Here is a 26,878-nt window from a genome sequence, read left to right on the forward strand (position 1 = left end):
TTCCTCCATTTTCATCTGCTGGTGTTTACACGCAGTTTACCCACACAAATCCGTCTTTTGTAGCAACAAGCGTTCCCGTTTCAAGCAGCTCATGGAACAGCTCATCGGTTTCCTCGCTATGGATGGTGCTAAATTCCTCGGCACTGTAATAGAAATTGTTTGTGGCATACATATGATCCTTTTCTTCCTGTGCCAGTTCGTCTATGCACTGATTATGCGCTTCACAGATATTTCTCAGTGCTGTTTCATCTCCCACATTTCCAAGTATAAGCCGCGCCATAATATCATTGTCATTCATCCTGCTTTTCCTCCCAGTGCCCGCCATGTAGATGCTGCCTTGGGAAATTCCCCTGCAAATTCCCTGCTTAATATGCGGGACTCTTCATATGTTTCCACGTATCCGTACTGCAGCAGGTCCAGATTTATTTCGCTATGATGGTAATCTTCCTGGAAGTGTTTCCATGACTCTTTGGAATTATCGCATCCATACAGCATGTCATCCGCCCTGATGCATGAGCCGATCATTACATAAAGAGTCTCCGGATTGTCTGTCGCGCCCAGAAATCTCATACTGCTGTACTCTTTCCATTCATTGCAGGAAAACAGCATATAATGCGTCTTTTTTTCATTTATTCTTTTACTTCCCGCCCTGCGATTTGACTTCATGGATAATCTCCTCCTTAGTTCCGAACAGTCTGCGCCCTTCCTGCCCATGCACGGAATGATAGAATTTTCCGGCATCACAGGTATGCAGGCTGTATTCTCCCGTTTTTTCTTCCCGGATCAGACACAAATGCTGTCCGCCGTCAACGGGCAGTGATTCCATCAAATCCTCCAGCTTTCCTTTTTGGACAAAGCTTCCAAGTATGAGCGCATCTAATCGTACATCAGGCATATCATGCAGCCAAAGTGAAAACAGATTATCTTCCTGTCGGCAGACTGCCATGACCGGCACACAGCTGACACAGACGAACTGTTTCAGAAGCCCTGACAACATATCCCGATCATTCGGATCCATGCTGTTGACAAACTTTTTCTCCAACAGATCCGTCAGATACAGTGTCTGTGCCGGATTTAACGACACGTCCACATCCGACTTCCTGTAACGCGATCCGTGTCCGTTCAGCATCAGCGAACATTCTGCAGCAATCCGCGCCATCTTGAGGAAGGCATCCGCACTTTCCTCAAGTGTTTTTCCTGTCACAAAGCGCATATGACGCCTCTGCTTCTGCTCATCATCGTATACCAGTGAAATGTCGAGGTATATTCCCTCGCTTCCACCGAAATTCGGGATGCATATCGCATAATCGTAATCCGGAAGCTCCCAGTCCTCATTCCAGTCGTTCTTGCTTATCAGGAAATACTCGTCTGGCAGCATGTCCTTGCTTAACAGGTGTTCTTTGAGCATTTCAAAGACTTCCCCCATTTTCAGCATTCCAATATGCTTCACCCTGCCTTTTTCGTCCTTTTCGCTCCAACGGTCTACTTCAAAACTCTTAATTGTTGCCATATTTCTTTTTTCTCCTTTTCTAAATTGATGTTACCATGCGGCCTTTGCCAGACAGTCAATGACGTAAGATGAAATTTTGTCCGAATAATCCAGTTCCCTGCCGTCTTCAAAGATCATTATGACGGAAAGGATACGGATCGGAAGATATTCTTCCGTTGACGTGTGCGGAAAATAAACGGCACACTCCGAGATTACCGTATCTGCATGACGTGCTGCAAAGAAACCATACGTTAAATCCTTTTTTTCAGGACCATCAGCGTACAGTTTTGGCGCTTCTGCAACAAACTCCTGCAGGCAAAGCGCGACATGTGCCGGCTTTTTACCTGGTATGATTGTGCCGATGCAGCGCATGGCTTCCATTGATACTTCCTCTGGCATTGACAAGACTATGTTTCCCGTCTCTAATGCATACTGCCCCATGTCTGCTTCCGCATCCGCAGCCTGGACAATCAAGCACATCTCTTTTAATGTGCTTTCGTCCGGTCTGTCTGGTTCTTTGGTTATTGATTGCATAAAACATTCCCTCCTTCTTCAAAATTTTGCATATACACGATTTTTTCGCATAAAAAAAGCACCTGAGCTTATAACCCAAGTGCAATTGCAATCCTGTTATTTAGTTACTATACCTGTTTCCAGGAATTAAAAGAAATCATACCGACTATGCCGGTAACATTGAAAAATTTAATGAACATGAGGATATTATAATATATAACTTCATGCTTGTAAAGATTTTACTTCGTTACCAGCTTTATTTCCTAATTCTGAATTGCCTTATTCCATTCTTTGATTTTTCCAATCAATTCCTCTATGTTGTTCGCTTGCACAGTAGTCTCTTCCCGCTGACTAGACTTTTCAAGCGCGGCGAGAAATGTTATTGTACCATCCTCATTGATAGAAATGCCAATGTTGCCAACTTTAATCTTATTTGTAGCTTCTCCAGCTGACGTAAATCCATATTCCTTGTTGATTTGCTCCGCCATATTGCGTGCATTCTGTACCCTATCCATATATTCTTTTTCGTACTTCTCATCAGATGCCATTTTTTCCAGTTCTTCAACGGTAAGTATGACAGAATAGGCTTTGCCTGATTTAGACATAATATCAACCGCATTATCCCCACCGTTAAAATTCGCTACAAAGAAATCCATATCTCCATAGCCTTCCCTTAACTTTGTCAAAAGTGCCTGCGCTTTTTCCGATAACTGTGTTTCCCCAACTGTGGCCGCATTATTTTTATCATCAACCGTATTTTTCTTTTTTGCATCATATGTTGAAATAGCATTCTCTGCTTTCTTGACCAGCTCTACAAATTTTGAACCTAATTTTTCACCATTACTACTACGATTGATTCCACGAACTAGAATCTGCTGCATCAAATCATCTAACTCGTCACATACGTCAGGGGCTTTTTCCTTTAAGGTATCATGCCAGCTCACATGTGTATTGATCTCATCATTGGCAGAAACCTTCTGATACATTCCTTCAAGCCGTGTAATCATGTCTTCCGGAACGGTTCGCTGTTCTGGGCTTCTTTTCATAACTTTATCAAGATACTCACCGTTATAATTTTTTCTGCTGTCTACCAGCGCTGCCATTCCATCTCCCGAAAACTCCACGATTACATCACTACTATATTGAGAACGAACGTCACTCATTGCCTGCAATGTTTCTTCCCTGGACATTTTATCCATTATTTTGTTTCCATGTTCATCAGTAGTATTAAACTCATACTTTTCCACCTGTGTTTGTCTGCCTGTATCTCCGGCGCCATATGTTTTTGCAGGTGCTGATCCTCTGTAAAATGCACTGTAATCCGTATTCATTTTATATGACCTCCCTTTGAAATGCCAGGAGCAAGGTTGTTATCCTTGCTCCTGATTATATTTAAAACATCATTATCCGTGATAAACACTATACGAGTAGTGGAATATCACTTCATAGGTATTTACGCTTGTATTATCACTTGCCAAGGCATAAATCGCGCATACATCAAAATAATGATAAGATACACCTGTATCGGCACTACAGCTTGAAGTAGGATTTGGAAGCGATACTTTAATAGTATATTTCCCTGTCGAATCTGTTGTGCCGTATGCATACACATAAGCATAATTTGGAGTATTATTTTCCTCCCAGAATGGATTATAATACATTATAGTTACAGGAGTATTTGCTGCATAATATGTGGTATTAGTTTCAGGATCTTTGATTGTTGCATATCCGGAGACTGTTACTGTACCTGTTGAAGTCCTAAAATGATTACCGTATCCTGAATAGGTAACATACTTCGAACCCTCTGTTCCGCTTAAAGAAGTTATGGTAATGTTCGTTGCAGAAAGAACCGGGGTAATCGTGAGCGTATAATTCTGAATATCTAAATCATCATATTCATCCATTGACTTAGCGTTAGATACTCTAACATAATAGGTTCCTGTTGATACGGCAACAGAACCGCCGTTACCCACCTTTTGCATTTTATACCCCTCAGATGCAATGTTCTGATATACTTCGACTGAACAGGTGTTAGATGAAGCGGTAGTTGCGGAAATATTCAGCCTGTTATAAATTCTGCTTTCAGGAATTGTAATCTCAAACCAATCATTATCAATGGGAGAACTCAACGTACAATAGTCAATAGCCGCACCGTTGGAATCAAACGTAAATGATTTTGCCTCTCTTACCGAATCATTAGACTCCAACCTATCATATGCTATGCTTAAAGAGTAGTCCAACGTAAATGGCTGATTAATACTTCCTCCCGTAGATGCCAGCACATAAATATAATATGTAGCCTCATCTCCTTCCGGGAAAAATCCGATACTCTCCTGTAAGGTTCCATCAGTTCCATTTATATATGTATAGTAATCAGAACCTTTCAAAATATTACCGTCTGCATCAAGTAAATACAAATCGTAGTCCAGATTCGCATTTGCAGGAGTTGTTAATTGTGCCTGAAAATAAATGCCTTCTGCTAAATTAATGTTATAGATCAATGCATCTCCTTCAGAGTCCAAATAGTCACTTACGGTACCTGCAATTACTGTGGAATTATCATAAGTCATTGGAATATCTCGGATTTCTGCCGCCTCAACCTGAACAGTTCCCGTAAGTCTGGAAGGCAGCGTATCTTCAACTGCACCAAATTCATTAATCAGAACAGGTTCCTGATACTTAATATCGTCTTCGGATATTACGTCTTGAGGATTTTCCTCAGAAAATATGTCCCTACTTGCAATCTGAGACGCATCATTTTCTGCCGCCTGAACAGTAAACCCATTTGCAGGCGCAAATATCATAGCGAGCGCCATAACCGTTGCAAACACTCTTGACAATAGCCTCTTTTTTACCATTTTTCAGTACCTCCTATTATGTATTTATATATGCATATTTTCGCCTTTTTTTCACAATTTGTTAATAGCATTTTATAAACGTACAACTTTTTATCCTGACGTACAATACAGTAATACTGTTTGATATTAAATACCATATTTACGAACCAACATTCACCATATCCAAATATCGTCCACACTTTTTGATATGTTCATAGCTGCCCTGCTCCACAATCTGACCTTCATCAAGCATCACGATAAAGTCCACCTTGTTTAATATCTCCTGCCTATGCGTAATGACAATTACAGTCTTATCCTTAAGCTTCGTATGCAGCAATGAATTGATTTGCTGTTCAGAGTAACTATCCGTACTGGAAGTTGCTTCATCAAATACCACAATCGGCCTTTCATGCAAGAGCGCCCTCGCAAGTGCAATTTTCTGTTTCTGTCCTCCTGAAAGCATGGTTCCGTTCTGCCCCACTACATAGTCCAGTGTAACCTCAGCAACGAACTCTGCCAAACCACTGTCCCTGCAAACATCTAAAATTAAACTGTCATCTACTTGTTTATAGAGGCATATATTATTGCGGATAGTATCATTAAAAAGATATATTTCCTGGCTAACCACTGAAATTATTCCCCTGTAAACTTCTAATGAGGTACTAAATATATCCTCTCCTGCAAGCAATATCTGCCCTTTCATCGGCGCATACATACGCAATAACAGCTCTACGATTGTACTTTTACCGGAACCATTTTTTCCAATCAGCGCCGTTTTGCTTCCCTTTGGAAATCTAAGATTTATATCCTTCAAAACTGGCTTATTCTTTTCATATGCAAATGATACATGTTGAAATTCTATATCCCCAGTCTGTAACAATACCTTGGCTTCTTTACTCTCATCTTCTTCCTCCAAATACATAAACTCATAATATCTTTTAGTAGAAGGAATGATCCCTGACAGCAAATATCCAATATTAAGAATTGCAGATATTGGACCTGTAACATATGTACTGTATGTGATAAACGCAAAAATACTTCCAACAGATAGTTGCAGATTAAATACCAAATTAGAACCAATAATATATATCAAAGTAGTCAACATGCAAACTAATACCGTATCGGTAATGTTATTCCACTGGCTAAGCATATTCATTTTCTTTTGCTTGCTGATTACTTCATTTTGTTTTTCAACAAATTCTTTATGTTTGTTGGCAAATATTCCAAAAAGTTTTACTTCCTTTACACCCCCGACAGTATCTCCAAACCAGCTTGAATATTTTTGATTGATGAATATAAACTCGTCCATAACTTTCTTCCGCTGCTTAGCGAAATATTTCATAACAACATATTTAATTGGGATAAAAAGCAATACTAAAATTGTCATACGGTAATCCAAGATAAAAAGACCTATCACTCCGCCTACCATGCTGAACGCCTGTGTTACAACAAAGAACACTCCTTCATCTGCAATCGAAGTCATGTTATTTATGTCTACATTTATGTTATTTAATATTTCAGCGTAGTTCTTATTACTAAAATAACTTATTTTCATTCTCATAAGATGCGAAAAAGACTCTTCCGATAAGGAATACTGTATTTTTGATGAGATATCAACCCTCTTTTTCTCCTTTATAATATCAATTGTAGAATTTGCTAAATGTATAACAAAAGAACCTAAAACCATTTTTATCAGTAATTCTTTATTCCCACCAATAAATCCATCATCCATAATTCTCTTACTCAACAAGGGAATGCACAAGCTTAATCCTGTTGACAGCAATAAGCAAAATATAATAATAGCGATTATTTTTTGATAACCTTTTAAAAGCGCAAGCAACTTCTGCACAGCTTCTTTATTACTCACTATTTTCCTCCTTTAATAATGCTAAAATATATTTATATATTGTTTTTATCTCCTCATGTACTATACTTTTAATTATCATTTTTCTTTTTATTATTCCATCATAATAGATTTCCGCTTGCACACCCGCCTCGACATATGTAAAATCAACTAAAACATCCACCATATTGTTTTTTTTTCCAAAATAACTATTTAATTCTAGTGCCCAAATAACAATATCCGACTGCTCGTAATGAGTCTGCCAATACAGAAAGTTATATACTGTTTCAATATTGTTCTCATCACATAATTCTTTAGGTATGTACTCCAAATCATACAATACACTTTCTACTTTATGGCTTGTTGTATAAGCGTTATAACCATCACTAGCAAAATACATTTTCATCATACTTAACAATAGTATTTCATCTTGTGTTTTCTCAAATCTACACACAACACAGGGAATATCAATGTTTTCCACTCTTTTTTCGCATTTTGTAATTTGTTCCTTTCTCTGTTCCCTACTCCAAAAAAATTTATTTGTATCCAAGCACTCTATAGGTTCCTTGCCGAGATAAACAATGTGCTTTCCGACATTTCCATATGTTGCATACTCATCCCGATTAGATAAAACAATTGTATCTGCCTGTGCTATACAGTCCTGATATTGTCCTGTTACTTCCAAAAAATAATACGGTGCATTACTTATCCTACTTTGCGATGGAAGCCACGCTTTCTCTATCCAATCAGGATAGTATGCTGTAAAATGCCTTGTTTTTCGCATAAATAACTCATTTTTTAAATTACATATCCCGTATTTTTGATTTTCCGACATTAAACAACAAACTTTTGCAGTAACATATGGAGCTGCATAACTATTACTGTTCTTAAGAGTAACTGGGTTTTCTCTTACCATTATCTCGTGGTCTGATGGTGCTATTAAATCAACTCCGTTGTGATAAAGCAAATTAGTGTTTATATCAAACTCATCTCCTGAAGCAACACCAATTACGCTAGAAAAAGAAGCAGGGTACGTTTTATAACCGTTATTGGCTGTCGCTGCTATAAAAATCATCCCTTTATTGACATAATGATTAACAACCTGACGAATTGCATTTTTATCTTGAAAGTGTGTTGTTCCGAGGCTTAAATTTATCAATGTGATACCTTTATGGAAACACCATTCAAGTGCTGGTTCCAACTTATCAAGTATCCCCTTTCCATCATTATCAAGTATCTTGATACCCGTCAAATTTGCCTCTGGACAATATTTCTCAATAATCAATGCACAATTTGTTCCATGAAGAAACAGTTGTTCTCCAAAATTATATAAAAAATTTTTACATGATTTATCTTCTGTAATTTCCATGTTATAATTCATTGGTTTCTCTAGCAATTCGCTTCTTATGCCACTATCAATAATCGCAATATTCATATTATCTATCCCATATTCTCTACACCAATTTTTTCACATATACTATCGACAATATTTGAAAAGAAATCGAATCTCTTTTCGATAACATCTTTTTCATCAAATTCTATCCCATATAAAATTTGCATTTCAAAAAATATAACCAACAAATCTCGTGGCACCAATCCTATTTCCGGATCTAACAAACTGTTCGTCATATAATCTAATTTGAGTTGCTCCAATTCTATATTCATCTTTTCTTTTATAATACCTTTTAGTTGCGTTTCAACGTCTTTTCTATTCATAAATTTACCTCGTTATATTGATTCAAATGCCGAATACACTTCCAATGTATGACATATATCAACATACATATCGGAATTTTCAAGTGCTTTACTATCATATACTAAATAATTATTCTTTTCATTTACTGCACCAGATATTTCTACAAAGTTAAGTATATCATCTTTCATCGAATTAGACATTGGAGAATATTTTGAAACAAAGAAACTGTCCAACTCAAAATCATACCTATACTTACACAGCTCTTTCATTTCCTCATAGAATCTATCCGTATACTTTCCCGCATATAATGTCATTATAGAATAATCTGGCTTTATAGCTGAAAAAATTTCATATGCTAACACACCGTAATCAAATGTATGTTTATCATTTAATGGCATAATTCCTCCGGGAATCCCTAAAATAATTACATCCGGTTTGTTTTCATCCTCTAACTCTTTTATCCAATGATTAAACTTACATATTTTTTCTTTCTCACTATATCTCTTTTCTGACATGAATGCTGGAAATGAATACATTCCTAACATCTTACAGTCTCTGTTTGTCCCTACTTGACAAACCTTAAAATCATCACCGAAATGATTTCTCAAATATATTTGTATATCTGATTTTTGTGTCATCTCTCCAACGCCAAATACTGTTATAACAGGAACATTAACCATCACATTATTTTCATATTTACAATCTTCGTAAACTGTATCATCAAGAAAATCCACATGATTACTGTATTTCTGATTTATCTTTTTTATTTCTTCCTTGACCTCATCCTTTAGATTAGCTGTAATAAAAATCTCTAACTTTCTTTCTGCTGCTGTTTCAATAAATTCAAATAATATGTTCGTCGCCAAGTTTGCAGCCAAGCTTGTTATCCAGATCGTATCAATTTTGGCATACTGCTCCTCAGAAAGCTGTTCTTGTACTGTCCACTTTTTGTCTCCTACCCATATTTCTTTCCCTATGATCCCATATCCTTTTAAAGAGATTATATATTGCACAGTCATTACTTGTGTAACCTGAATATACCCCAAGAACGAATACAGTTCGTTGCTATATGGAAAGATTGCTATATTATTTGTTTTCATAAATGTCCCTCTTTTCAAAATTGCATCCGTATTTTTTTAATACAATATAGTCCTTTATATGTTCACTGGATGTCTTTTTCATTTCATCGCATTTTTTCAGACGCATACTCCTAGATATCTCTCCGTTATCCTCTGCCATTGCCACACACTGACCGCAAAGCCTAATATTCCAACACCTTGCACACTCTTGTTCAGTTATATGTGCAACATTTAGCATTCTTTTTGCGCTGACAATATCAAAACCTTTTTCCAAGTTGCCAATACAGTATTCACACGAATTTTCATTTACCCTTTCGCAAGGGAAAAAGTTGCCATCAACACTCACGAAAAATCTTTGTAGACCTGGAAGGCATTGCCCACTCGCAGCAATATTTACCTCATCTTTAGGCATTATCACTGTACGTTCATATAATTCCTTTTTCAAACTATCCATAAGATTATTCATTAACTTTGGCTTGTATGACGAAAAAATTTCGGTACAATAAAATAGATATGTCTTAAAATTTTCATACTTTGACGCAATGTAACACTCTCTATCAAACTTTGCTTTATCTTTCCTCCCATTTGGATTTACAAAGTTTCCGCTCACAAATATATTTTTTATGATATCATACGATAAAAAGAAGTCGTTTATGTCCGAAACATTATTCTGTAAATCAACAACCGCATTAAAACTTACATTATTGTAAAAATCCGGAGCAACTCGATCTATCATTTTTATTTTCTCAATTACTGTATTGAATGAACCTGTTTCGTTGTCTGCAAGTACCCTATTGCTATCTTGTACTTCCTTAGGTCCATCCAAGCTTATTGTTATATTAAAACCATGTTCTTGAAAAAAATAAATCATTTCATCTGACAAAAGAGTTGCATTTGTTGTCATATTAAAGTGTAACTCTTTTCCTACAAAAATCGTTTCTGCATAGGCTACGCATTTTTGAATCAATTCAAACTCCAAGAGAGGTTCTCCACCATAAAACCCTATAGCAATCTTTGGACTTGCAGAAGAATGTTCTAATAAAAAATCTAATGCTCTCTTTGCCGTATCCCAATTCATTCTTTTATTATTATGTGTTCTATTAGTATAACTTCCAGAATATACACAATATTTACATCTAAGGTTACAGTTTTGGGTGAGCTGTAAAATCATACTTTTCAAGTTATTTCTATACATATCTTCTAATATGTCCGTTTCACTATGGCTTATAACAAACTGATTGTCTTTATCGGATATAATCCCCTCTCTTCTTAGATACGTAAGACCCGAACAATCTATCTCTGTTAAACTTTCATCACTAATATTTCCCGCCAAGTATTCATATAACTTTTCTGTAATTTTCACTATTGCATTGGTAAACACGCTATAAATATAACACTCACCATACAACTTAAATAAATATGTATTCATAAAAATCTCCTTTTCAAAAGGGCTGCTATCGCAATAGCAGCCCTCTCTTACAGCATGACATTAAGACCAGCCATTTGAGTTATTGTTTGTTGTTACATAGTTGTAAATGGAAGTCCCTGTAGCTGTGGCAGTCTTGCTATTGCAATTGGTACAAGTTGTGCCACAATAGCAAAGGCATGATGCATTCGTTGCATAAGCAACAAATGTACCAGATGAAACTCTATTTTTCTTTCCGATCTTCTTACTCATCATTTTCACCTCCCTCCAATTCAAGTGTATAACTATATGGAATAATCCACATGGTTACCAGTCTTTTGTCCTTCAAGCTTCTGTTTATTATCTTCTGTTTCACTCTTCTTTTCTTCCTGCTTCTGCTCTTTTACCTTCTCTGCATCTTTCTTCTCTTGTGCCTTTTTCTCTCGCTTTTCTTTTATCCGTTTATCCATGTCGTCAGACTGTTTCTGCAAACCGTCAAACATACTGCCTTTCTTCTTAATAACAGAATATGAACCCATATTACCTTTGTCATCAATGTAATATCCGCAGGAAACTAATTCCGAACCATCCTTAGCGAAAGCATTTTTCAGCCAATTATATGCTGATTCCACTCCACTCAGCATATCGTCTAAATCTTTTGCGGTTTTTCCATCATTCTCCGCTTTAGCAAGATAAGCTGAACTTATCATTACGCCTTGAAATCCTTTATTTTTTGATGAAATTTGACTTTGAGAAAAAGTCCCAACAGTAACCTCAAAATCAGAATATTTATCTTTCATCTGTTCCAAGACACTTGTTTTTTCAATTTTTTCCTCTGTTTTGCTTTCCCCTCTAGTCTTGTCTGATTGATTCATATAACTCGCATATGAGCTGTAGTAATCTGTTACACTTGTAATTGCCATACAATTTCCTCCATTTTTTTAATTCAACAATTTGTGGTGTTTATGGATTCCTTAGTAGCTATGCATCTTCTATGGAGATGTCCATAGAATTCTCTGATACTCGCACTGTAATTCCATCCTTTTATTATTTGATGCCATATCTCTTCGGGTCTGCTGACGCACTTGAATTTTCACCTCCCAAAAAAGATAATAAGTATAACTATAATGTGCTTCGTCAACTTTTTATGATATGTTAATACCATTTTTCAAACGTACAACTTTTTGTCCTGACGTACATATTGGCAAGCTTAGGATTGCTTTATGGATTGCAATTTCCCCAAAATAGTCAAAAGTGTATCCATAGTCACCCCAATTGTATACAATGTAATAAGGTATCCAGCCCTTAATCCGAGTGTTGCGATATAGACCATAGAAAAAAATACTGACCATAACCTAAGCCTATGTCTAAAATATTCTATCTCTTCTGCATCCAAGTTTCTATTGCTATTCTTTACTGGCGACAATATTAGCAATATAATTATGTCAAGAATTGAAATTACTGTGGCACCCTGCCAACTGAAGTTTATCTCTGTTGCCAAAAGAGATAAAAAAATAACGGCGCAGGAAAACAGGTAGCATCCAATCCTCGTTTGGGCATGGTAACCACCTGTATTGCGCCGAAAAACATAAAGAACAGCAAAAATAATTACAAATTCAAAAAATTTCTTCATACATAGAGCTAATACAATATAAGAAACATAATGAAATGCCTTTAGTATGGTAACTTCCAAACCAAACTTATAAGCGTCCACATCAGAGGAAGCTATTAAATTATCCATAACTAAATCATATGTAATTTTATCAATCAAATTTCTATATTTCTCACCCACTATTTTTTCTTTCTATTCTTAAACTTTTTTGCGGAATCAGGTACAACCGGCTGATAGCCAAAAATTGCGCACGCACTATTCATTTCCTTTTGAATATTTTTATTAATAATAGTAGCAATAATTTTAGATACTTTCTTCATTTATTCTTCTCCTTTATTTTTTTGTGTAAAATTTTACCAAAAATATAGCAATAATCAATAGTTTTTTCAAAATGTACAACTTTTTGTTCCGATGTACAACCTAATATATATGAATACAGATAAATACGGACATAAAAATAGGATAGACCTAATTAATCCATCCTATTTCATCTATTCATCAACTCTATTTAAAACAATATCACATACAAGCAACTGATTGGAATATTTATAAATAATACTACCTAAATAATCTTCTATACATCTCTGTATATTTAATAATCCGACACCGTTTCTTTTTGCGCTACTGCTATAAATTTTTCCATTTTTAACTGCTACTGGATCTTCTACGCTATTTTCTATTCTAATGGATATCATCTCATTATATTCTTTAACGTATAAACCGATATATTTTTCTTCATTACATTTTTTAGTTGCTTCTAATGCATTATCAATCAAATTACCAAATAAAGTAGTTATATCTATTGGTTTCATAAAATTTATGTCGACTTCATTTGTTTCTATTTTAAATGAGATTCCATTTCTGTCTGCCACTCTTTTTTTATCTGACAACAAACAATTTAATACCGGGTTGTCTGTATACATAAAGGGAACCAGCGGCTGCAGCATTTTTCGTATCTGATTTGTATAATTTAAAGCCTCTCTTTTAAAATCTTCCTGATATAGCCCCTCGATCATTTTCATATGCTTATCAACGTCATGCAAAATACTCATAGCCTCTTTGTATTTCGCGCTTTGTATCTCGTAGTTGTCATATTGAATTTTCTCCTGTTGTTCCATCATCTCTAACTGCATCTTATAATAATTTCGCTCATCTGAAAACTTTATAAAATACAGCAGATACATATTAGCAAAGATGGTACATCCTACAATAACCATCAATACTAAGGGGTTTTCTCTATTAGAAATAACTGCAATAATTAAAACATTGACAACGCTATATACAAACATTATTAAGTAGAGAATATATTGCGTTTTTGTACGAAGGATACTCTTTTTCCATAATCGGCTAAAAACTACATAGTATAAAAACAATAATACAATCTTTGAAAAAGCAGTTTCTATGCTTTTTTGAATCTCCGTACTTTGTGGAGTTATCTGTATTATTTCCATAATTACGTCAATCAAGAAAACTCCTAGTGCCTCTGCTACACCTATAACCATGAATAATGCTTCCGACTCAAATATTTGTATAAATCTTCTATCTTTTTCTTCGTAATAAAAAAAGTAGCTAGCAAACCCAATCCAGATTACATTTACAAGCATATTAAGTATAGGACTCATAAACATATTTATTGGTGTAACAATAATAATACTTACTATTGGTAACAATATGTACAGTAGTTTACTATTATAAGCTCTCAAATATCTATCATTAAAAAACTGAAACAATAAATTTACAAGAATCACACAAGATATAAATGAGCAAAACAATAAAATAATTCTATCCATACCCTAATGAAATGAATCATGCAGATATTCATTTATCCTTTCCCTAAATTCTTTAACTCTCCTTTGCGACAGCGGAACTTTTCCACCAGTATCCAGTAGAATGTCATACATTTTAATCCGCATAACTCTCTCCAGATTAACCAGTATTCCACGGCAACACATTTCAAAGCCCAAAGGCCGCATTTTTTCTTCAAGTTTGTTCATTGCCTCGGTATATATGTACTCCGTTGATTTTATCACAATTTTTATTTCTTTCTGCATTTTTATATATTCAAAATACACAATCTCTTTGACAGGGATTGATAAGATAGATTTTACCACGTCTTTCCCGTCAAGGCTATACCGAACATTATGGAAATCCATTAAAAGATCCTGCATACCCTCACTGTCCTCGAAAAACTCCTTAATCTGTTCCTCAACAGCTGGAGCCTTTAAGGGTTTTTCCAAAAACGCGAACGCGTGCGTACGGTTCATTGCCTCCTTACAGTAATTCCCAAAGTTTGTTTGGAAAATAATTTTTGTAGAGCGGTTTTTCCGGTGGATATGCTTGCCGATCTCTATTCCACTTTCTCCATTCATTACAATATCCAGAAATATCAGATGGAAAAGCGATGCTGCCTGCATCAAACTCTCGCCTGATTCATATTCCTGAATATCATAGCTCATGGAATATTTATCCATCACCTCTTGAAGTATGGATTTCAAATGCACAATATCCTTTTTTTCGTCATCGCAGATTGCTATGTTTATCATACTTATTCCCCTATCACAAACCAATGGCGTTTTTTACCATTATACATTTTTAATCTACATAATTCTACATCTATTTCAAATTATACTAGCCATGTAATAATAATGCAAAGGGGAACACCACAAAAAAGGCTCCCGGTTCCTGAAAACCGAGAGCCTTTGCTTTATAACCTTTTTCTTAAAGCAACACAGGTAATAGTTCCGATCACACCTACAGCCAGTGCCACTATTGCAATCTTTGTTCTTTTCTTCATTACTCCTCTTCTCCTTCCGTAATAATGGTAACTTCTTTTGCAACCGTACGTCCTTGTTCGTCTTCGTCCTGAACAAAGGAAACGGTCTGCCCTGCTTTGAGCCTCTTGAAACCTTCCATGTTGATGTTTGAGAAATGGACAAAGCAATCTACACCATCTTCATCAGAAATAAACCCATATCCCTTTCTCACATCAAACCACTTCACGGTTCCTTTCATCAAATCTTTTTTTGCCATAAATTTTTTCACTCCTTTTCTACCTTATTATAATGTATATCGTGCATGGCAACACGAAAAGGGCATGGCGGACTCGAACCGCCTGTACCTTTCTGCCCTCCGCCATCATTTCTTTGGCGCAATATGCCAGTCAGACCACAGGTTCCCACTAATCTGTACCGAATCTGTCAGGTTGGCTGACAGCATCCCGTCTGGCGTCCAGCTATCCATAACGTAGGTGTATACAGTATAGCTTCCGTCCGGCATCCAGATTGGAGAGAAATGCGTCCTTCTCCCATAAGTGGAATACTCATTGCTTTTAAACTGATACTCTGCTTCCATTCCGCTGGTTGTTCTCTCAAGCAGCCGCCAATAAGTCCTGTAATAGAACTCCGGGAAATAAGAAACCGCCGTCTGCGACCCGGTGACTGCCGTAGCCTGATTTGTTGTCGTCGTCGTATTGACCGTAATATTGACTCCGTATCCGCTCTTGATCGTAGATCCTGCAACTGTAGGATTTTTATCATCCGGCGACAGTTCCACGGATGCGCTCATTGAAGCACTGTAATGTTCCAAATCGAACTCCCACCAGCCTTCATCTATCCATTCACCTTCGTCCACCCAGCTTCCATGATCTGTCGTGCATTCATCCGAGCAGGCTTCACTATGCGAACCGGAATGCCATTTCCAATCGCTGTGCCATACCCAGTATTCCTGCCACCATGGAACCCATATACTCCAATACGCGCTATCTTTCTCAGGATTATCTGGTATTTCCGCATTGGACGATGAATATGCATTATTCCTGTCGTTGGCAGTGGGATTGGGCGGATCGTTCCCATCAAGGTCAACAATTCTTGCCTTGATACTTCCCTGTCCTGGTGCACCGCTCCCGCTGGCACTGACTGTTATGGTGATTGTCTGTGGAGTAGACGGCGTCCTCCATCTTACCCAGGCAAGCTGCGATGCCCCGTCAGGATAATAGACATTTTCCACCGTATAGCTCCTTCCATCGATTTGAAACGTCACATTAACCGGATGGTCGGGGTCTGACTGCCCGCCGGTGATGGTTACGGCCGTAATTACATCCGTATTAACCCTGTACTCGTAATCTACCGCCTCCAATTCCGGAGGCGTAACCATTTCATTAAAGCGCACTATTCCTATTCCAAGCGAAGAAATGATGCTCTCATTGGAAACGCGCTCCGTCTTTGAACCAGTCCAAGCCGGAAAACCCAGATCCGATGTTTCCAGAAAGATTGCAAGCGGCAGGTTCTTGTGCGACAATGAAGGCATTTTGCTATGCATTAAACCGCCAAGCATCCGATCATACATAGCAGCTTCCGTTGCGGTCATTGCCGTCCTTGTTCCTTGAAAAGTCACATAAGCAAGCGGTTCAATCAGTAGCTTATATTCACCGCTTATTAACGTATCAAAATCAAAGCCGCAATAACCGGCAATACCGCGGATTACCTGTTCATCTGTAAAATACCTCTTTATCTGTGCTATATTGCCGCCTCCGGAAGATGTACTAATAATTCTTGGTAATGACTGACCCGGATTAATATAACCATACGTACCTGTATCTGGTGTCAGTGACGCACCACTCTTATAAGCAATCTTGCATGTTTTTGTGAAATGCTTCACAACATTTCCGGGATTAACGTTCGTCAGGTCAACTGATGCAGATACAACAGCTCCATCCGATGCCCTGACTATCGTAACTCTTACGCCTTCATCTCCATTTACCCATTTATTGGTGCTTGTTCCTGCACCAAATCCACCACCTCCTCCGTCCATATTTCCCTCACCTGTGGCAAACACTGTTTCTGTCTCCCAAAAGGACAAAAACAAAAGCAACATGAGCAAACATGCCGCTTTTCTTCGGATTTTCATATAAAACCTCGCTTTCTACAAAAGAGGACGCCCTGCGGCGCCCCCTGTTTTAGTCCATAATCCCTATTGTGTTTCCGTTCTCGTAGATATCATCTCCTTGTATGCCAGATGTGCCGCCGCCATTGTAATCTACCCATCCAAATCCTTCAAAATAAATTTTTCCATCCTTTATATCACCATCTTTAGGTGTCGTAGGCGCGTCTTCTTTACTGGATTCTGAAGATGGTGTCTCTGAAGGATTCTCTCTATCCGCAGGGATTTTCTTGTTTTCCGGCTTTTCACCGGAACCGTTCTGTTCTGCTTCCGTTGCAGCCTCCGCCGGTGTTTCACTGGGTTTATTTTCCTCTGTCTTCACCGGATCATTCTGAATGGACTGTGTAATGTCATCCGTATCGGCGGTTTTTCTTGAATCAATCGGTTCGGTGGAGACTGTAAGTTCCTCCGTTTCCTGTACTTCCACATCTTCATATTCTGTATCTACAACTACATTAACACTATCCTCATCCGCCTTCTGGGTTTCAGTTGCCACTTCAACCGGCTTGTCTGTTATCAGGCACAAGCGTATTCCGCAGAACGCACCAATCCCTACTGCAATCAATGCTGCCGCTAAAGCAATTTTTTTTGTCTTATCATTCCACTTTTTCATAAAATCCCTCCTGGTTTTGTTTTCTGATTTCATTGTAATATACTCTTTTCAATATGTCTAATTTTCAGCAAATTTTTTTCTAGAATTTTGGCGTATATGCAGCTTTACTCCTGACGGTAATCTTCATGTCCGGAAGTACTTTCTGGAGAAAAGAAACCGGCACTTCAAGCCTCACTGTGGTTTCTGCCTCAAACGAGCTTGTATCGCCAGATGCCAGTCCTGCATTATGGATATACACCTGCAAACCCGTAATTCGGAACTCTGTTGCCCCGTCAGATGATATTTTGTAATGATATTCACCATCTTCCTGAAGACCGAGCAATCCGTCCAGCCTTCCATAGATATCCCCGTAGTTCAGGCTCTCCTCGAAAGAACCGTCTGTCGGCTGATATCCAGCGGCATATCCTTCGCGCACCGCATGGTATACATCTGCATAATTGTCGTTAATGGTAGATATAATTGCCTCCTGCATTGCATCTTTTACGCCTGCAGACACAATCATGAGTCTCGCGAACTGCATGATGACAAGAACAAGCATCAACAATGCAAGCGTTACTGCCACAGCAAGCGGCATTCCATTTCCTTCCTTATCTAAAACGAGCCTTTTACATTTTCCCATCATTTATGGTACACCTCACTTTTCCCACTTGCCCTTGCTTTCAGCTGGACCGGAAATGAACCGAAGCCGCCAAACAGCCCGATATTTCTCTCTAATGTGAGTGTTACCGTTACCTCTTCGTTCAGCTGGATATTCCCCGTCTTAGACCATGATACAGACGGGTATAACCCCGTTTTTTCATTTAAGACCCTTTCCCTGTCGCTTGTCTCTGAGCCTACCCGTCCTGCTATTTCTGCTTCCCTCACCAGCTCGTCCGCAAAATTATCAAGCTGAAGTTTCACAATATATACCGGATACACGCGTACGGCAAGCGCAATCACCAGCATTGCACATAGAACCAGGACAACGGTATCTATATAACCTTCTCCTTTCTTGTTTAAAAGGTGTTTTCTTTCTTTCTTCATACGCGCCTCCTACATCATGCCGCTCATGGACTTTAAAATCTCATACCCTATGATAATAATATATGTAATCATAAAGCACATCAGCATTGCAAATGAGTGTTTTCGTATTTTCGGCGGAATTTTCTGCGCTTTTGTCTTCAGACGCTGTATCTCTATCTGCTTAAAGTCATGCACAAGCATCTGGAAATATACCGCACTGTCGTCTCCCCTTAATACGCCTATCAGACCACGCACAATATCAGACAGCTGCGGCGAATTTAACCTTGCCTCAAAACGTGTCAGTGCAGCCTCATAACTAGAAGATCTCATATCCGCGCATACAATGTCCAGTTCCTGCGTAAACTCCGGTCCGGCATTCTTCTTGTAATTTTCCAAGATGGATAACACGTCCCTGCTATTTTTAAGTTCCTGCTCGATGGTGGACGCAAATCTTGATAGCTCATCTTCTATGGCTTCCCTTTTCTCGCGAAGTTTCTCGTCCGCTTTTCCTATCTCATTGAAATAAACCATGACAGCCGACATAAGCACTATAACAGCTGCCAGCGGGAATATGTACAGGCATGGGACAATTCCTAACAGGACAAACGCCGTCTTTATCATTGCATAGGAAGCGTAGACCTCGGGCGATATATTCATGCCTGCCGCTTTTAATGTTGCTGCCATCCGCGCCTTTTTATGCTGGTTCATTGGCAGATATCTTGATAATACCACAGCGCCGTCCATAATCCACATATCCACTGTTTTCGCGGCTTTCTTTTCTGACCGCCCCGCAGCCGACATTACCTTTACTGTCTGCATGGTCGGAATCCGGAATACCTCCGCAAGGATCAGGAACAGTCCGGCAGCGAAAAAAACGCCAAATAAAATCATTAGTATTACCATCGTTCCCTCCTATCTCCGATATTCAATTGGCTTTGTCAGCTGTACCACTTTTGCCGCCGAAAAGAAAATAACTGCGGCCGTAATGCTCAACATCACCTGCCCGATCACGGTTGTCATCAACGCGTTATACCAGTCCTGATTTAAAAAATAAAGAAGCGGTATGTTTCCTACTACCAGAATTACCATTGTGATGAACTCCCGGCGAGGTTCATAAACCATATACTCCAGATCCGCGTTTACAAGACGCATATCGGACAACTTGGCCACAATCGGCGTCAATATGGTCTTTAAGCTCCTATCAGTCTGGCACTCCTGCAATGCATCGCACCATTCCTCAAAGGTGTCATTGTGTATTTTTGTCTTCAGTTCATTCAGTGCGCTCCCTATATCCGGATTTACAAGGCGGATGCGCGATGCAAACTCCTGAAATACCGTCTGCACAGGCGGGTTTAAGTAAAATACGCTTTCCTCAACCGCTGTCAGGATATCTTCGTTTCTCAGGTAAGATGTGGTGATGATGGAGAGTGCCGTTTCAAGCTCTGCGGCGACATCTTTCTTGAAAGAGTGCGCAGTAAGCTTGATATACCAGAACGGCAGGAATAAACACCCCGTCGCCAATACCGGGACAAGAAAAAAGTTCCCCATCAGTATAGCTGATGATGCTCCCAATGCAAAAAATAAAAGTGCCGCCGTGCAGAGCAGCGGAAACTGCTTCTCTCTACCGGTCACGTTTAAAATTTCCTGCACTTCAAGGATTTCGCGTTTCAGCAGCGGCATCTTTTTTGAATTGGTTTCTTCCAATATGGCATCCTGTATATTTCGGGGCTTGCCAAGTATTCCCCTGAACAAGTCCGCCGTAAAGTCTTCAAGCCGGATATTCCATACAAAAAAGCATCCCATGATCATGCCTATACAGGCGATCAGCTGTAATGTCAGCATTTCTTTCCCTCCTCCCCGGTTATCTTCACCAGTGTTTCCTTTGGCATTCCGTTTTCCAAAAGCCTTCTTTTAAGCCCTTCAGAAATTCCGTTTACCTTTTCATGGTTTCCCTTAATTACAAATTTCGTGCCTTCCATACGGTTTTCCCGGATATGATAGTGAAACAGCGTCCGGAAGTTATAGTTTCCATCGGGCAGGATTTCACATTCCATAATCTCCATGATTTTACGCTTCTTGTTCTCAAGCTGCTTTGTGAACACAATAATGGGAAACGCCTCCGTCACCAGGGACATCAGCGTTTCATCTTTAATGTCATATTTTCTTTTACAAAGCGTACACATTCTGCGGTACGTAGACTCACAGCTATTGCTGTGGATTGTAGTAAGCACAGTATGACCGGTACGGGCGGCTTCCTGCGCCGTATATGCCTCATAGCTTCGCATCTCTCCAACACAGATAATTTCCGGATCAAAACGCAGCGCCATATCCAAAAGCAGGTCCTGATCGATGTTCTGCTTTTCATTTTCCGACGATCTGGTAATTGTATGAATAACGCTGTTGCAGACTGCACCATCGCGCTCCCTGACAAGATCAAGCTCACGGCTTCCGTTTTCTATTGTGAAAATACGCTTACTGTCCGGTATCGTGCCGAGCAGCCATCCGGTTACTGTTGTTTTCCCGGAGCTTGTCGCTCCGGCTACACATACACTGATTCCATAGCGGAGACACTCCGAAAGAAAATCAAGCTCCTCCTCCGTCGCTGTTCCGCCTTTTACAAAGTCATCTTTTGTAAGTGACATCGGGTTTACAATACGTATGGACACCGCCACGCCCACGTCTTCGTCGACCAGTGGTGTCTTTAAAACCGCGATACGGATATTTTTGCTTAAATGCCCCAAAACAGCGGGACTTGCATTGTCCAGCACCATTCCGGAAATATGCAGCATCCTCCTTATCACGTTAATGGCGTGTTCCGGAGATTCAAAATGCTCTTTCAGCTTCTCACAGGTTCCATTAGAGTACTGCACCTCAATGTCACGCCACGAATTGACGTTAATCTCCTCTATTCCGGTACCGAAAATGTATTTTGTGAGGAAAGAAAACTCTGCCATTTCTGTATATATGGCATCGATCAGCTCCTCCTCCGTCATTCCTTTTACCAAAATCCGATAGTCCATGACATATTTGCTGATATATCGCTTTATCTGCTGCTTTACCTCATCGTTGCCCCCATCCAGTATCAGCGTGGAATATTTGCTTGATATGTATTCCTGAACATCCTTTAATACTGACTGGAAATCTTTTGTGTCCTCCGGTGAGAAAAACAGTTCGTGTGTTCCTGAAACACTCTGATTCATAGGCCAAGCACCCCTTTCCCGATTGCATCAATTCCTGCTTTAAAATCCCGGCTTTCCTTTTGGGTAAGGTCGCAGAACAAACGTCCTTCCAGCGCCTGTGTTTCCACTTCTGCGCTGTGTGGTATGGTATATGCCACTTTCCCGAAAACCTGCTCCATGTAGTTTGCTGCTTCATTCGGTCTTACATCAGAAACAATTCGTATCTGCTTGTCCGCATCCCACTTCTTGTCCTTTAAAAGCGGCAGCTGTGAAGACAGGTAGCTGATGGACTTTAAATTGCATGTTACTAAACGCAGCACATAATCTGCCTCAATCAGCGATACAGCTGATAAAATGTCATACGCAATATAGCTTCCACAGTCAATGATGACATAATCCGCCATCATCTTCAGGTTCCTTACTAATTCCTCTGCCTGTACCTGCGTATAGGGCGCATAAGTGAACACGTTTTCCCCTTTCTTCATCCCGATCATCGTCAGATATTTATACTTTTTATGAAAAACGCAGTTTTCCTTTATAATTCCCTGTGTCACATGTGTTGCTGCAAGGATATTCCCCAGCGAGTGTTCCTCCACCAGTTCAGACGGATTGCAAAGACACGGCAGTGGCGGGGAAACCATATCGCACAACAGGAGAATCACATTTTTCTTCCTGCTCGCAAGATAATGGGCAAGTTTTACGCTGACAGTTGTTTTTCCGGATGAAGGACTTCCCCATACGGCTATTACATTTCCATCCGGCAGTGTTGCTTCCTCTTCCTGGCGAAAGATGGAAGCCGGATTTATATTTAACATTCCTTATTCCTCCTCACTCATTTCTTCAGGATCACTGTTTTCCTGTTCTGCTTCTTCCTCATCCTCCATACTGCCCTCTTCGCTTTCTGCCTCTTCCGCAGCTTTTATCTCATCAAGTATGGTATCCTGGGCAGCAATAAACTTGGCGGCGTTTTCTGTTGTCCCCCTATATACGAGTGACAGATGGATGTCTCCCTCCGCCTCCAGCTGCGCCAGAATCTTTGCCTGCTCCGGCCGCACCAAAAGCGTTACCGTTGAGGGAAGCTCCTTTTCTTCCGTATCCTCCCCGTTTTCCAGATTGGCATCATATCCGGATTTTGCTGTTACTGCGATCACCTCAACATACTGCAGTTCCTGCGGAATGACCGTTTCGCGGCTTCCCAAATAATCCGGCGCTATTACGGAAACCACGTCACCGCTTTTCAGCTTTCCGGACAGTCCCCTTGCAAACTTGTCAATTGTAATGGATATCGCCTGTTTCTCACCGTTAAGATGGTAAAGGTATGTATTTTCTTTTCCTGCGTCTTCCGACAGTTTTGCAGGGAACAGATAATCCCCCATAACCATATCCGCAGTCGCATACATTCCGTTCACTTCATCAATGGAGTGGTACACATTTGCAGGCAGGTTATAATTCCCGACTTCCACTTCGGTCAGCATATTCTTTGTCAGCTGCTCACCGGCTTTTATTTCACGGTTTACCCGGACCACTGTTGTTTTCTTCGACAGTCCTACATTGATAAGCGGCGTAATCGCAAAGCAAATAATAAGTGATATGACAATGCAGGTAATGCCCAATATCATTCGATTCTTAAATAATTTCATTGTTTCCTCCAATCTTGTCGTGTAAAAACACTTTACTTTCTATAATTTCAAGGCATCTGCAGCAAATACATGCTGATGATACCTACCGATAAAAACGGAATTAGTGGATATGACTGTTTCCACTGCATCTTCCCCAGAAGCAGACTTCTTCCGAGGTGAAACGCTATCATACCCAAAAGCCCGATTATCATTGCGGATATTCCCGGGATAAGACCAATCACCATACCTGCAGCACCCATGATTTTAATGTCTGCGCCGCCAATCCCTCCCACGCTTATTGCCGCAATGAGAAAAGGAAGGCAACAAAAAACGCCCCACAGATTCTCGTAATGTGGAACGCATATTGCCAGCAAAGCTAACATCATACTATAAATATCCGGTATCTGCCGGGTTTTTATATCGTGATAAGATGTTATAATGAGCAGTACAAACAGGACGCTGCCCTTTACTGCCCAGATGATCATAGGTGTCATCAGCCTGCGTAATTGAACATCTCTGTGATACGCTGCTCCAGTGTCGGCATAACGACATCTCCAAAAAGAGCATACAGTCCGGCAAGCAAAAGAGCACCGATAACGACTGCAATTAGGATTTTCACACCAACGTCCACATAATTCTCGCCTGTCTGATCCTGTATCACGTTCTGAATCTTGTTCCTTGCGGACTGACCTTTGTTTTCAATCTTCTTTAAAATCTTTTTCATGGTTATTCCTCCTTAAAATAAATATTTTATACATAAAAAACCGGCAAGCTCATTTGCCTGCCGGTTTTCATGGACTGCAGATATAGTATTTTTTAATAATGCGGGTATAATACTCCCCGCAAACTACCTGTCCCCAGGAATTTTTCTCTCATGGACAGCTCGCATTGGCTATCCCCTCGCAATAATAACAGAGGTAATTATACGAAATATTTTGGGGATTTGCAACTGCTTGATTTAGATATCCAATCCTCTTTCATCATAAACGGTATGTATACATTTTTTTTAATACAACATTTCCTTTATGAATACTTTTGTCCATTAAATCTATTGATTTTATGTACAAGTTCTTCTGTTATTACTTAGTTCTCGCAGGCCATATTCCGCTCACTTCATTCTTCTCAGAACTTAATACGCCAAAATCGGTGATGCTATAAGGCTTTACGTCTATATTCGCTTTGACATCAGATCCTTCTGTCAGTAAATTGTAAATCCTTTTTGCATTTTTCAACTCGTCCTCCAGCTGGCTTTCATTGAATTTGCATCTTATAAGCTGCGCCTGATAAGATGCAAGAAATGCATTAAAATCAATCTTTGTAACATCAACACTTGACTTAACCGCTGTACATACAACACTTTTTTCGGCATATTTGGTAATACTTGCTGCTGTGATATGCCTGCTCCAATATATCAAATCAAGCCTGACAATTGCCAAACCCTCTGTTGCTATATAATATGTATGCTCTTCCCGTTCCTCACCTTCACCTGCACCCAATACTACTTTTAATCCCGTATTAATCAAAGAGGTAAGACCATCTATGATTCCATCCTTGCTACCCGCCAGTACGCTTTTTAATGCTTCGCTGATACCTTTCGTAATATCTCCATCAGGTGTATTAGCAGTAGTTACCCTAATCTCTTGATGACTCCCCAGCTTTACAGTTATTGGAACTGTAGGGTTTTCAGTTGTGCCTGCATTGCGCAAATCTTTTGCGATTTTTTCCTCAAACAAGTCAGCTTTTTGCTTTGATAACTCGTACAACAGATTCAAAGTTTCCTTAATTTCTGCAGTTATACCCGGAGTCTGATCTGCCTTTTTAATTACATCTTTAATTACTCCCATGATAAAGTCTCCTTTCATATGTTATTTTTCTTGGGATAAATATATTATAGTATCTGAATGGCAAGCCATTCAGATACTTCATAGTATCTGGTTGATCAAATGTCAATAATTTTTTATAATATACAGCGATATAAATTCCGAAGATTTCGCAAAAAAGCACATATGCGAAATCTCTTTCTTATATGTGCCTAGCTTTACAAAACTTATTCGTCTATTTGTTTTAAATATGTACCCATAGCCATCAATAGGTCTGTTGCATTTCCTTCATCTGAATATGGTAAATCCGGAGTTTCTTCCATACAATATGTCCGATACCTGTCCATAACCTCCAGCATATCTTCACCCTTATCATCCTGGCTATCGCAAGCATTTTTCGTTTGCTGAACTTCTTTCTCATTTTGAATAGAAATGGCGGCTTGCCTTTCTTTCACAATCGCCAAAGGAATGCTCCCAACCTCCTCAGACGAATCCAGCTTTAAATCTTCCGTGTCCTGTTTCTCCTTTCTTCCAATCCAAAGTATTCCTCTCTTCTTTTTCTTACTCCCGATATAATATTGATACAGCTCATTCCCCTGCAGCATACGGGTTACAGATCCTGGCAGACTTGCCGCCAACGCCCTGTTTTCTTTTGCGCTTAGCCGGGAAACCGCAAAACGATACTTCTGATCCACGTCCTCTGCAAGCATTCCGGTTTCCACAAACTCCAAATATGAGTTTAAGCATTCCGTGTTTACCACATTATTCGCTTTCTCCATGTCGCGGGCAGTTTCAATTCCATAGTACTTTCTGGCATCTGCGTTTGTCCTATTCTTTTTCAGCAGCACCATAATTTTTCTGGTATCTACCTCATCCAAGAACAAAGCATCATATATTCCGCAGGCATACAGCATTTTGATATAGTCATCCCCATAATGCGTCCTATCCAAAAGAAAAATAATCCTGTTTCCCCCTATATCCGTAAGGTGCATCAGCTCCTCTTTCTCATACGGATTGCCACCCTGAAGATTTTCCTCCAAAATCAGCAATAAGTCATCCGCCTGTTCTTTCGCATACTGATACACACCTTCCTTGCGGTACCGGCATACAGTCTGCAGATCTTTACCCTTCTGACCCAGTTCCCGTTCTAAAGGCTCCCTCAGCTTCTCGCTGGTTTCCAGAGATAGTCCATATAAAATTTTAATTTCTGAATCCATTCCCATAACACATCCC

General features: G+C 39.4%; 31 protein-coding genes. All 31 read right to left on the reverse strand.

The features are described from left to right. Positions 1 to 25: 25 nt before the first annotated feature. A complete protein-coding gene (locus VSQ61_RS17330; protein ID WP_334345646.1) occupies positions 26 to 298 on the reverse strand; it encodes a hypothetical protein in 273 nt (90 codons plus the stop codon). Continuing rightward, complete coding sequence (locus VSQ61_RS17335; RefSeq protein WP_334345647.1) at positions 295 to 666, reverse strand: hypothetical protein; 372 nt, start codon at positions 664 to 666, stop codon at positions 295 to 297. The genes VSQ61_RS17330 and VSQ61_RS17335 overlap by 4 nt, the downstream gene beginning before the upstream one ends. Next, complete coding sequence (locus VSQ61_RS17340) at positions 638 to 1,510, reverse strand: hypothetical protein (protein WP_334345648.1); 873 nt, start codon at positions 1,508 to 1,510, stop codon at positions 638 to 640. Before VSQ61_RS17340 ends, VSQ61_RS17335 begins: the two co-directional genes overlap by 29 nt. A gap of 30 nt (positions 1,511 to 1,540) precedes the next feature. Beyond that, positions 1,541 to 2,023, reverse strand: coding sequence for a hypothetical protein (locus VSQ61_RS17345; RefSeq protein WP_334345649.1), 483 nt, complete (start codon positions 2,021 to 2,023; stop codon positions 1,541 to 1,543). Positions 2,024 to 2,265: 242 nt separating this feature from the next. Continuing rightward, positions 2,266 to 3,333, reverse strand: coding sequence for a DUF6033 family protein (locus tag VSQ61_RS17350; protein ID WP_334345650.1), 1,068 nt, complete (start codon positions 3,331 to 3,333; stop codon positions 2,266 to 2,268). A 72-nt stretch (positions 3,334 to 3,405) separates the two neighbouring features. Continuing rightward, on the reverse strand, positions 3,406 to 4,860 hold the full coding sequence (locus tag VSQ61_RS17355) for a hypothetical protein (RefSeq protein ID WP_334345651.1): 1,455 nt from the start codon (positions 4,858 to 4,860) through the stop codon (positions 3,406 to 3,408). A gap of 139 nt (positions 4,861 to 4,999) precedes the next feature. Next, the gene (locus VSQ61_RS17360) at positions 5,000 to 6,706 is read right to left on the reverse strand and encodes an ABC transporter ATP-binding protein (protein WP_334345652.1); all 1,707 of its coding nucleotides are present in this window, start codon (positions 6,704 to 6,706) and stop codon (positions 5,000 to 5,002) included. Further along, complete coding sequence (locus VSQ61_RS17365; RefSeq protein WP_334345653.1) at positions 6,699 to 8,117, reverse strand: S8 family serine peptidase; 1,419 nt, start codon at positions 8,115 to 8,117, stop codon at positions 6,699 to 6,701. Before VSQ61_RS17365 ends, VSQ61_RS17360 begins: the two co-directional genes overlap by 8 nt. A gap of 5 nt (positions 8,118 to 8,122) precedes the next feature. Further along, positions 8,123 to 8,398 carry a hypothetical protein gene (locus VSQ61_RS17370; protein WP_334345654.1) on the reverse strand — a complete coding sequence of 92 codons (276 nt, stop codon included), beginning with the start codon at positions 8,396 to 8,398 and terminating at the stop codon, positions 8,123 to 8,125. A gap of 12 nt (positions 8,399 to 8,410) precedes the next feature. Continuing rightward, on the reverse strand, positions 8,411 to 9,478 hold the full coding sequence (locus VSQ61_RS17375; RefSeq protein WP_334345655.1) for a TIGR04066 family peptide maturation system protein: 1,068 nt from the start codon (positions 9,476 to 9,478) through the stop codon (positions 8,411 to 8,413). Continuing rightward, the gene (locus VSQ61_RS17380; protein WP_334345656.1) at positions 9,465 to 10,886 is read right to left on the reverse strand and encodes a radical SAM/SPASM domain-containing protein; all 1,422 of its coding nucleotides are present in this window, start codon (positions 10,884 to 10,886) and stop codon (positions 9,465 to 9,467) included. Before VSQ61_RS17380 ends, VSQ61_RS17375 begins: the two co-directional genes overlap by 14 nt. A 60-nt stretch (positions 10,887 to 10,946) precedes the next feature. Further along, complete coding sequence (locus VSQ61_RS22975) at positions 10,947 to 11,138, reverse strand: hypothetical protein (RefSeq protein WP_502877054.1); 192 nt, start codon at positions 11,136 to 11,138, stop codon at positions 10,947 to 10,949. 29 nt (positions 11,139 to 11,167) lie between these two features. Continuing rightward, on the reverse strand, positions 11,168 to 11,785 hold the full coding sequence (locus VSQ61_RS17385) for a DUF6033 family protein (RefSeq protein ID WP_334345657.1): 618 nt from the start codon (positions 11,783 to 11,785) through the stop codon (positions 11,168 to 11,170). 287 nt (positions 11,786 to 12,072) lie between these two features. Continuing rightward, positions 12,073 to 12,654 carry an accessory gene regulator B family protein gene (locus VSQ61_RS17390; RefSeq protein ID WP_334345658.1) on the reverse strand — a complete coding sequence of 194 codons (582 nt, stop codon included), beginning with the start codon at positions 12,652 to 12,654 and terminating at the stop codon, positions 12,073 to 12,075. After that, on the reverse strand, positions 12,654 to 12,794 hold the full coding sequence (locus tag VSQ61_RS17395) for a cyclic lactone autoinducer peptide (protein WP_334345659.1): 141 nt from the start codon (positions 12,792 to 12,794) through the stop codon (positions 12,654 to 12,656). Before VSQ61_RS17395 ends, VSQ61_RS17390 begins: the two co-directional genes overlap by 1 nt. A gap of 171 nt (positions 12,795 to 12,965) precedes the next feature. Further along, the gene (locus VSQ61_RS17400; protein ID WP_334345660.1) at positions 12,966 to 14,078 is read right to left on the reverse strand and encodes an ATP-binding protein; all 1,113 of its coding nucleotides are present in this window, start codon (positions 14,076 to 14,078) and stop codon (positions 12,966 to 12,968) included. Between the two features lie 189 nt (positions 14,079 to 14,267). Beyond that, positions 14,268 to 15,017 carry a LytR/AlgR family response regulator transcription factor gene (locus VSQ61_RS17405; protein WP_334345661.1) on the reverse strand — a complete coding sequence of 250 codons (750 nt, stop codon included), beginning with the start codon at positions 15,015 to 15,017 and terminating at the stop codon, positions 14,268 to 14,270. 250 nt (positions 15,018 to 15,267) lie between these two features. Continuing rightward, positions 15,268 to 15,504: a cold shock domain-containing protein gene (locus VSQ61_RS17410; RefSeq protein ID WP_334345662.1), complete on the reverse strand. Its 237-nt coding sequence runs from the start codon at positions 15,502 to 15,504 to the stop codon at positions 15,268 to 15,270. A gap of 105 nt (positions 15,505 to 15,609) precedes the next feature. Further along, on the reverse strand, positions 15,610 to 17,379 hold the full coding sequence (locus tag VSQ61_RS17415; protein WP_334345663.1) for a DUF8193 domain-containing protein: 1,770 nt from the start codon (positions 17,377 to 17,379) through the stop codon (positions 15,610 to 15,612). A gap of 49 nt (positions 17,380 to 17,428) precedes the next feature. Beyond that, the gene (locus tag VSQ61_RS17420; RefSeq protein ID WP_334345664.1) at positions 17,429 to 18,025 is read right to left on the reverse strand and encodes a DUF6550 family protein; all 597 of its coding nucleotides are present in this window, start codon (positions 18,023 to 18,025) and stop codon (positions 17,429 to 17,431) included. 79 nt (positions 18,026 to 18,104) lie between these two features. After that, on the reverse strand, positions 18,105 to 18,647 hold the full coding sequence (locus VSQ61_RS17425) for a hypothetical protein (RefSeq protein WP_334345665.1): 543 nt from the start codon (positions 18,645 to 18,647) through the stop codon (positions 18,105 to 18,107). Continuing rightward, positions 18,644 to 19,048, reverse strand: coding sequence for a DUF4320 family protein (locus VSQ61_RS17430; protein ID WP_303661720.1), 405 nt, complete (start codon positions 19,046 to 19,048; stop codon positions 18,644 to 18,646). Before VSQ61_RS17430 ends, VSQ61_RS17425 begins: the two co-directional genes overlap by 4 nt. Positions 19,049 to 19,057: 9 nt before the next feature. Then, positions 19,058 to 19,930 carry a type II secretion system F family protein gene (locus tag VSQ61_RS17435; protein WP_334345666.1) on the reverse strand — a complete coding sequence of 291 codons (873 nt, stop codon included), beginning with the start codon at positions 19,928 to 19,930 and terminating at the stop codon, positions 19,058 to 19,060. Between the two features lie 9 nt (positions 19,931 to 19,939). Then, positions 19,940 to 20,869 (reverse strand): type II secretion system F family protein, encoded by a 930-nt coding sequence (locus VSQ61_RS17440; protein ID WP_334345667.1) that lies wholly within the window; start codon positions 20,867 to 20,869, stop codon positions 19,940 to 19,942. After that, positions 20,863 to 22,227 (reverse strand): CpaF/VirB11 family protein, encoded by a 1,365-nt coding sequence (locus VSQ61_RS17445; RefSeq protein ID WP_160274294.1) that lies wholly within the window; start codon positions 22,225 to 22,227, stop codon positions 20,863 to 20,865. The genes VSQ61_RS17440 and VSQ61_RS17445 overlap by 7 nt, the downstream gene beginning before the upstream one ends. Then, positions 22,224 to 23,021: an AAA family ATPase gene (locus tag VSQ61_RS17450; RefSeq protein ID WP_160274293.1), complete on the reverse strand. Its 798-nt coding sequence runs from the start codon at positions 23,019 to 23,021 to the stop codon at positions 22,224 to 22,226. The genes VSQ61_RS17445 and VSQ61_RS17450 overlap by 4 nt, the downstream gene beginning before the upstream one ends. A gap of 3 nt (positions 23,022 to 23,024) precedes the next feature. After that, positions 23,025 to 23,846: a Flp pilus assembly protein CpaB gene (cpaB, locus tag VSQ61_RS17455; RefSeq protein WP_160274292.1), complete on the reverse strand. Its 822-nt coding sequence runs from the start codon at positions 23,844 to 23,846 to the stop codon at positions 23,025 to 23,027. Between the two features lie 47 nt (positions 23,847 to 23,893). After that, on the reverse strand, positions 23,894 to 24,310 hold the full coding sequence (locus tag VSQ61_RS17460; RefSeq protein WP_334345668.1) for a prepilin peptidase: 417 nt from the start codon (positions 24,308 to 24,310) through the stop codon (positions 23,894 to 23,896). Between the two features lie 8 nt (positions 24,311 to 24,318). Further along, positions 24,319 to 24,549 (reverse strand): DUF6133 family protein, encoded by a 231-nt coding sequence (locus tag VSQ61_RS17465; protein ID WP_160274290.1) that lies wholly within the window; start codon positions 24,547 to 24,549, stop codon positions 24,319 to 24,321. Between the two features lie 355 nt (positions 24,550 to 24,904). Continuing rightward, entirely contained in the window at positions 24,905 to 25,669 is a 765-nt protein-coding gene (locus VSQ61_RS17470; protein ID WP_334345669.1) for a hypothetical protein, read from the reverse strand. 203 nt (positions 25,670 to 25,872) lie between these two features. Then, complete coding sequence (locus tag VSQ61_RS17475) at positions 25,873 to 26,868, reverse strand: hypothetical protein (protein ID WP_334345670.1); 996 nt, start codon at positions 26,866 to 26,868, stop codon at positions 25,873 to 25,875. Positions 26,869 to 26,878 lie beyond the last annotated feature (10 nt).

It is taken from the genome of Candidatus Merdisoma sp. JLR.KK006, assembly GCF_036941035.1.
GTDB lineage: Bacteria > Bacillota > Clostridia > Lachnospirales > Lachnospiraceae > Laedolimicola.

Excerpts from the sequence above, each read along its gene's own strand:
- VSQ61_RS17385 (WP_334345657.1), bottom strand. The coding sequence starts at position 11,785 with ATGGCAATTACAAGTGTAACAGATTACTACAGCTCATATGCGAGTTAT.
- VSQ61_RS17375 (WP_334345655.1), bottom strand. The coding sequence starts at position 9,478 with ATGAAAACAAATAATATAGCAATCTTTCCATATAGCAACGAACTGTAT.
- VSQ61_RS17330 (WP_334345646.1), bottom strand. The coding sequence starts at position 298 with ATGAATGACAATGATATTATGGCGCGGCTTATACTTGGAAATGTGGGA.
- VSQ61_RS17400 (WP_334345660.1), bottom strand. The coding sequence starts at position 14,078 with ATGCTTGTAAATGTAATCTGGATTGGGTTTGCTAGCTACTTTTTTTAT.
- VSQ61_RS17430 (WP_303661720.1), bottom strand. The coding sequence starts at position 19,048 with ATGAAGAAAGAAAGAAAACACCTTTTAAACAAGAAAGGAGAAGGTTAT.
- VSQ61_RS17355 (WP_334345651.1), bottom strand. The coding sequence starts at position 4,860 with ATGGTAAAAAAGAGGCTATTGTCAAGAGTGTTTGCAACGGTTATGGCG.
- VSQ61_RS17405 (WP_334345661.1), bottom strand. The coding sequence starts at position 15,017 with ATGATAAACATAGCAATCTGCGATGACGAAAAAAAGGATATTGTGCAT.
- VSQ61_RS22975 (WP_502877054.1), bottom strand. The coding sequence starts at position 11,138 with ATGATGAGTAAGAAGATCGGAAAGAAAAATAGAGTTTCATCTGGTACA.
- VSQ61_RS17450 (WP_160274293.1), bottom strand. The coding sequence starts at position 23,021 with ATGTTAAATATAAATCCGGCTTCCATCTTTCGCCAGGAAGAGGAAGCA.
- VSQ61_RS17340 (WP_334345648.1), bottom strand. The coding sequence starts at position 1,510 with ATGGCAACAATTAAGAGTTTTGAAGTAGACCGTTGGAGCGAAAAGGAC.
- VSQ61_RS17460 (WP_334345668.1), bottom strand. The coding sequence starts at position 24,310 with ATGATCATCTGGGCAGTAAAGGGCAGCGTCCTGTTTGTACTGCTCATT.
- VSQ61_RS17465 (WP_160274290.1), bottom strand. The coding sequence starts at position 24,549 with ATGAAAAAGATTTTAAAGAAGATTGAAAACAAAGGTCAGTCCGCAAGG.
- VSQ61_RS17440 (WP_334345667.1), bottom strand. The coding sequence starts at position 20,869 with ATGCTGACATTACAGCTGATCGCCTGTATAGGCATGATCATGGGATGC.
- VSQ61_RS17475 (WP_334345670.1), bottom strand. The coding sequence starts at position 26,868 with ATGGGAATGGATTCAGAAATTAAAATTTTATATGGACTATCTCTGGAA.
- VSQ61_RS17365 (WP_334345653.1), bottom strand. The coding sequence starts at position 8,117 with ATGAATATTGCGATTATTGATAGTGGCATAAGAAGCGAATTGCTAGAG.
- VSQ61_RS17415 (WP_334345663.1), bottom strand. The coding sequence starts at position 17,379 with ATGAAAATCCGAAGAAAAGCGGCATGTTTGCTCATGTTGCTTTTGTTT.
- VSQ61_RS17370 (WP_334345654.1), bottom strand. The coding sequence starts at position 8,398 with ATGAATAGAAAAGACGTTGAAACGCAACTAAAAGGTATTATAAAAGAA.
- VSQ61_RS17380 (WP_334345656.1), bottom strand. The coding sequence starts at position 10,886 with ATGAATACATATTTATTTAAGTTGTATGGTGAGTGTTATATTTATAGC.
- VSQ61_RS17335 (WP_334345647.1), bottom strand. The coding sequence starts at position 666 with ATGAAGTCAAATCGCAGGGCGGGAAGTAAAAGAATAAATGAAAAAAAG.
- VSQ61_RS17445 (WP_160274294.1), bottom strand. The coding sequence starts at position 22,227 with ATGAATCAGAGTGTTTCAGGAACACACGAACTGTTTTTCTCACCGGAG.
- VSQ61_RS17345 (WP_334345649.1), bottom strand. The coding sequence starts at position 2,023 with ATGCAATCAATAACCAAAGAACCAGACAGACCGGACGAAAGCACATTA.
- cpaB (WP_160274292.1), bottom strand. The coding sequence starts at position 23,846 with ATGAAATTATTTAAGAATCGAATGATATTGGGCATTACCTGCATTGTC.
- VSQ61_RS17420 (WP_334345664.1), bottom strand. The coding sequence starts at position 18,025 with ATGAAAAAGTGGAATGATAAGACAAAAAAAATTGCTTTAGCGGCAGCA.
- VSQ61_RS17470 (WP_334345669.1), bottom strand. The coding sequence starts at position 25,669 with ATGGGAGTAATTAAAGATGTAATTAAAAAGGCAGATCAGACTCCGGGT.
- VSQ61_RS17350 (WP_334345650.1), bottom strand. The coding sequence starts at position 3,333 with ATGAATACGGATTACAGTGCATTTTACAGAGGATCAGCACCTGCAAAA.
- VSQ61_RS17425 (WP_334345665.1), bottom strand. The coding sequence starts at position 18,647 with ATGATGGGAAAATGTAAAAGGCTCGTTTTAGATAAGGAAGGAAATGGA.
- VSQ61_RS17395 (WP_334345659.1), bottom strand. The coding sequence starts at position 12,794 with ATGAAGAAAGTATCTAAAATTATTGCTACTATTATTAATAAAAATATT.
- VSQ61_RS17435 (WP_334345666.1), bottom strand. The coding sequence starts at position 19,930 with ATGGTAATACTAATGATTTTATTTGGCGTTTTTTTCGCTGCCGGACTG.
- VSQ61_RS17410 (WP_334345662.1), bottom strand. The coding sequence starts at position 15,504 with ATGGCAAAAAAAGATTTGATGAAAGGAACCGTGAAGTGGTTTGATGTG.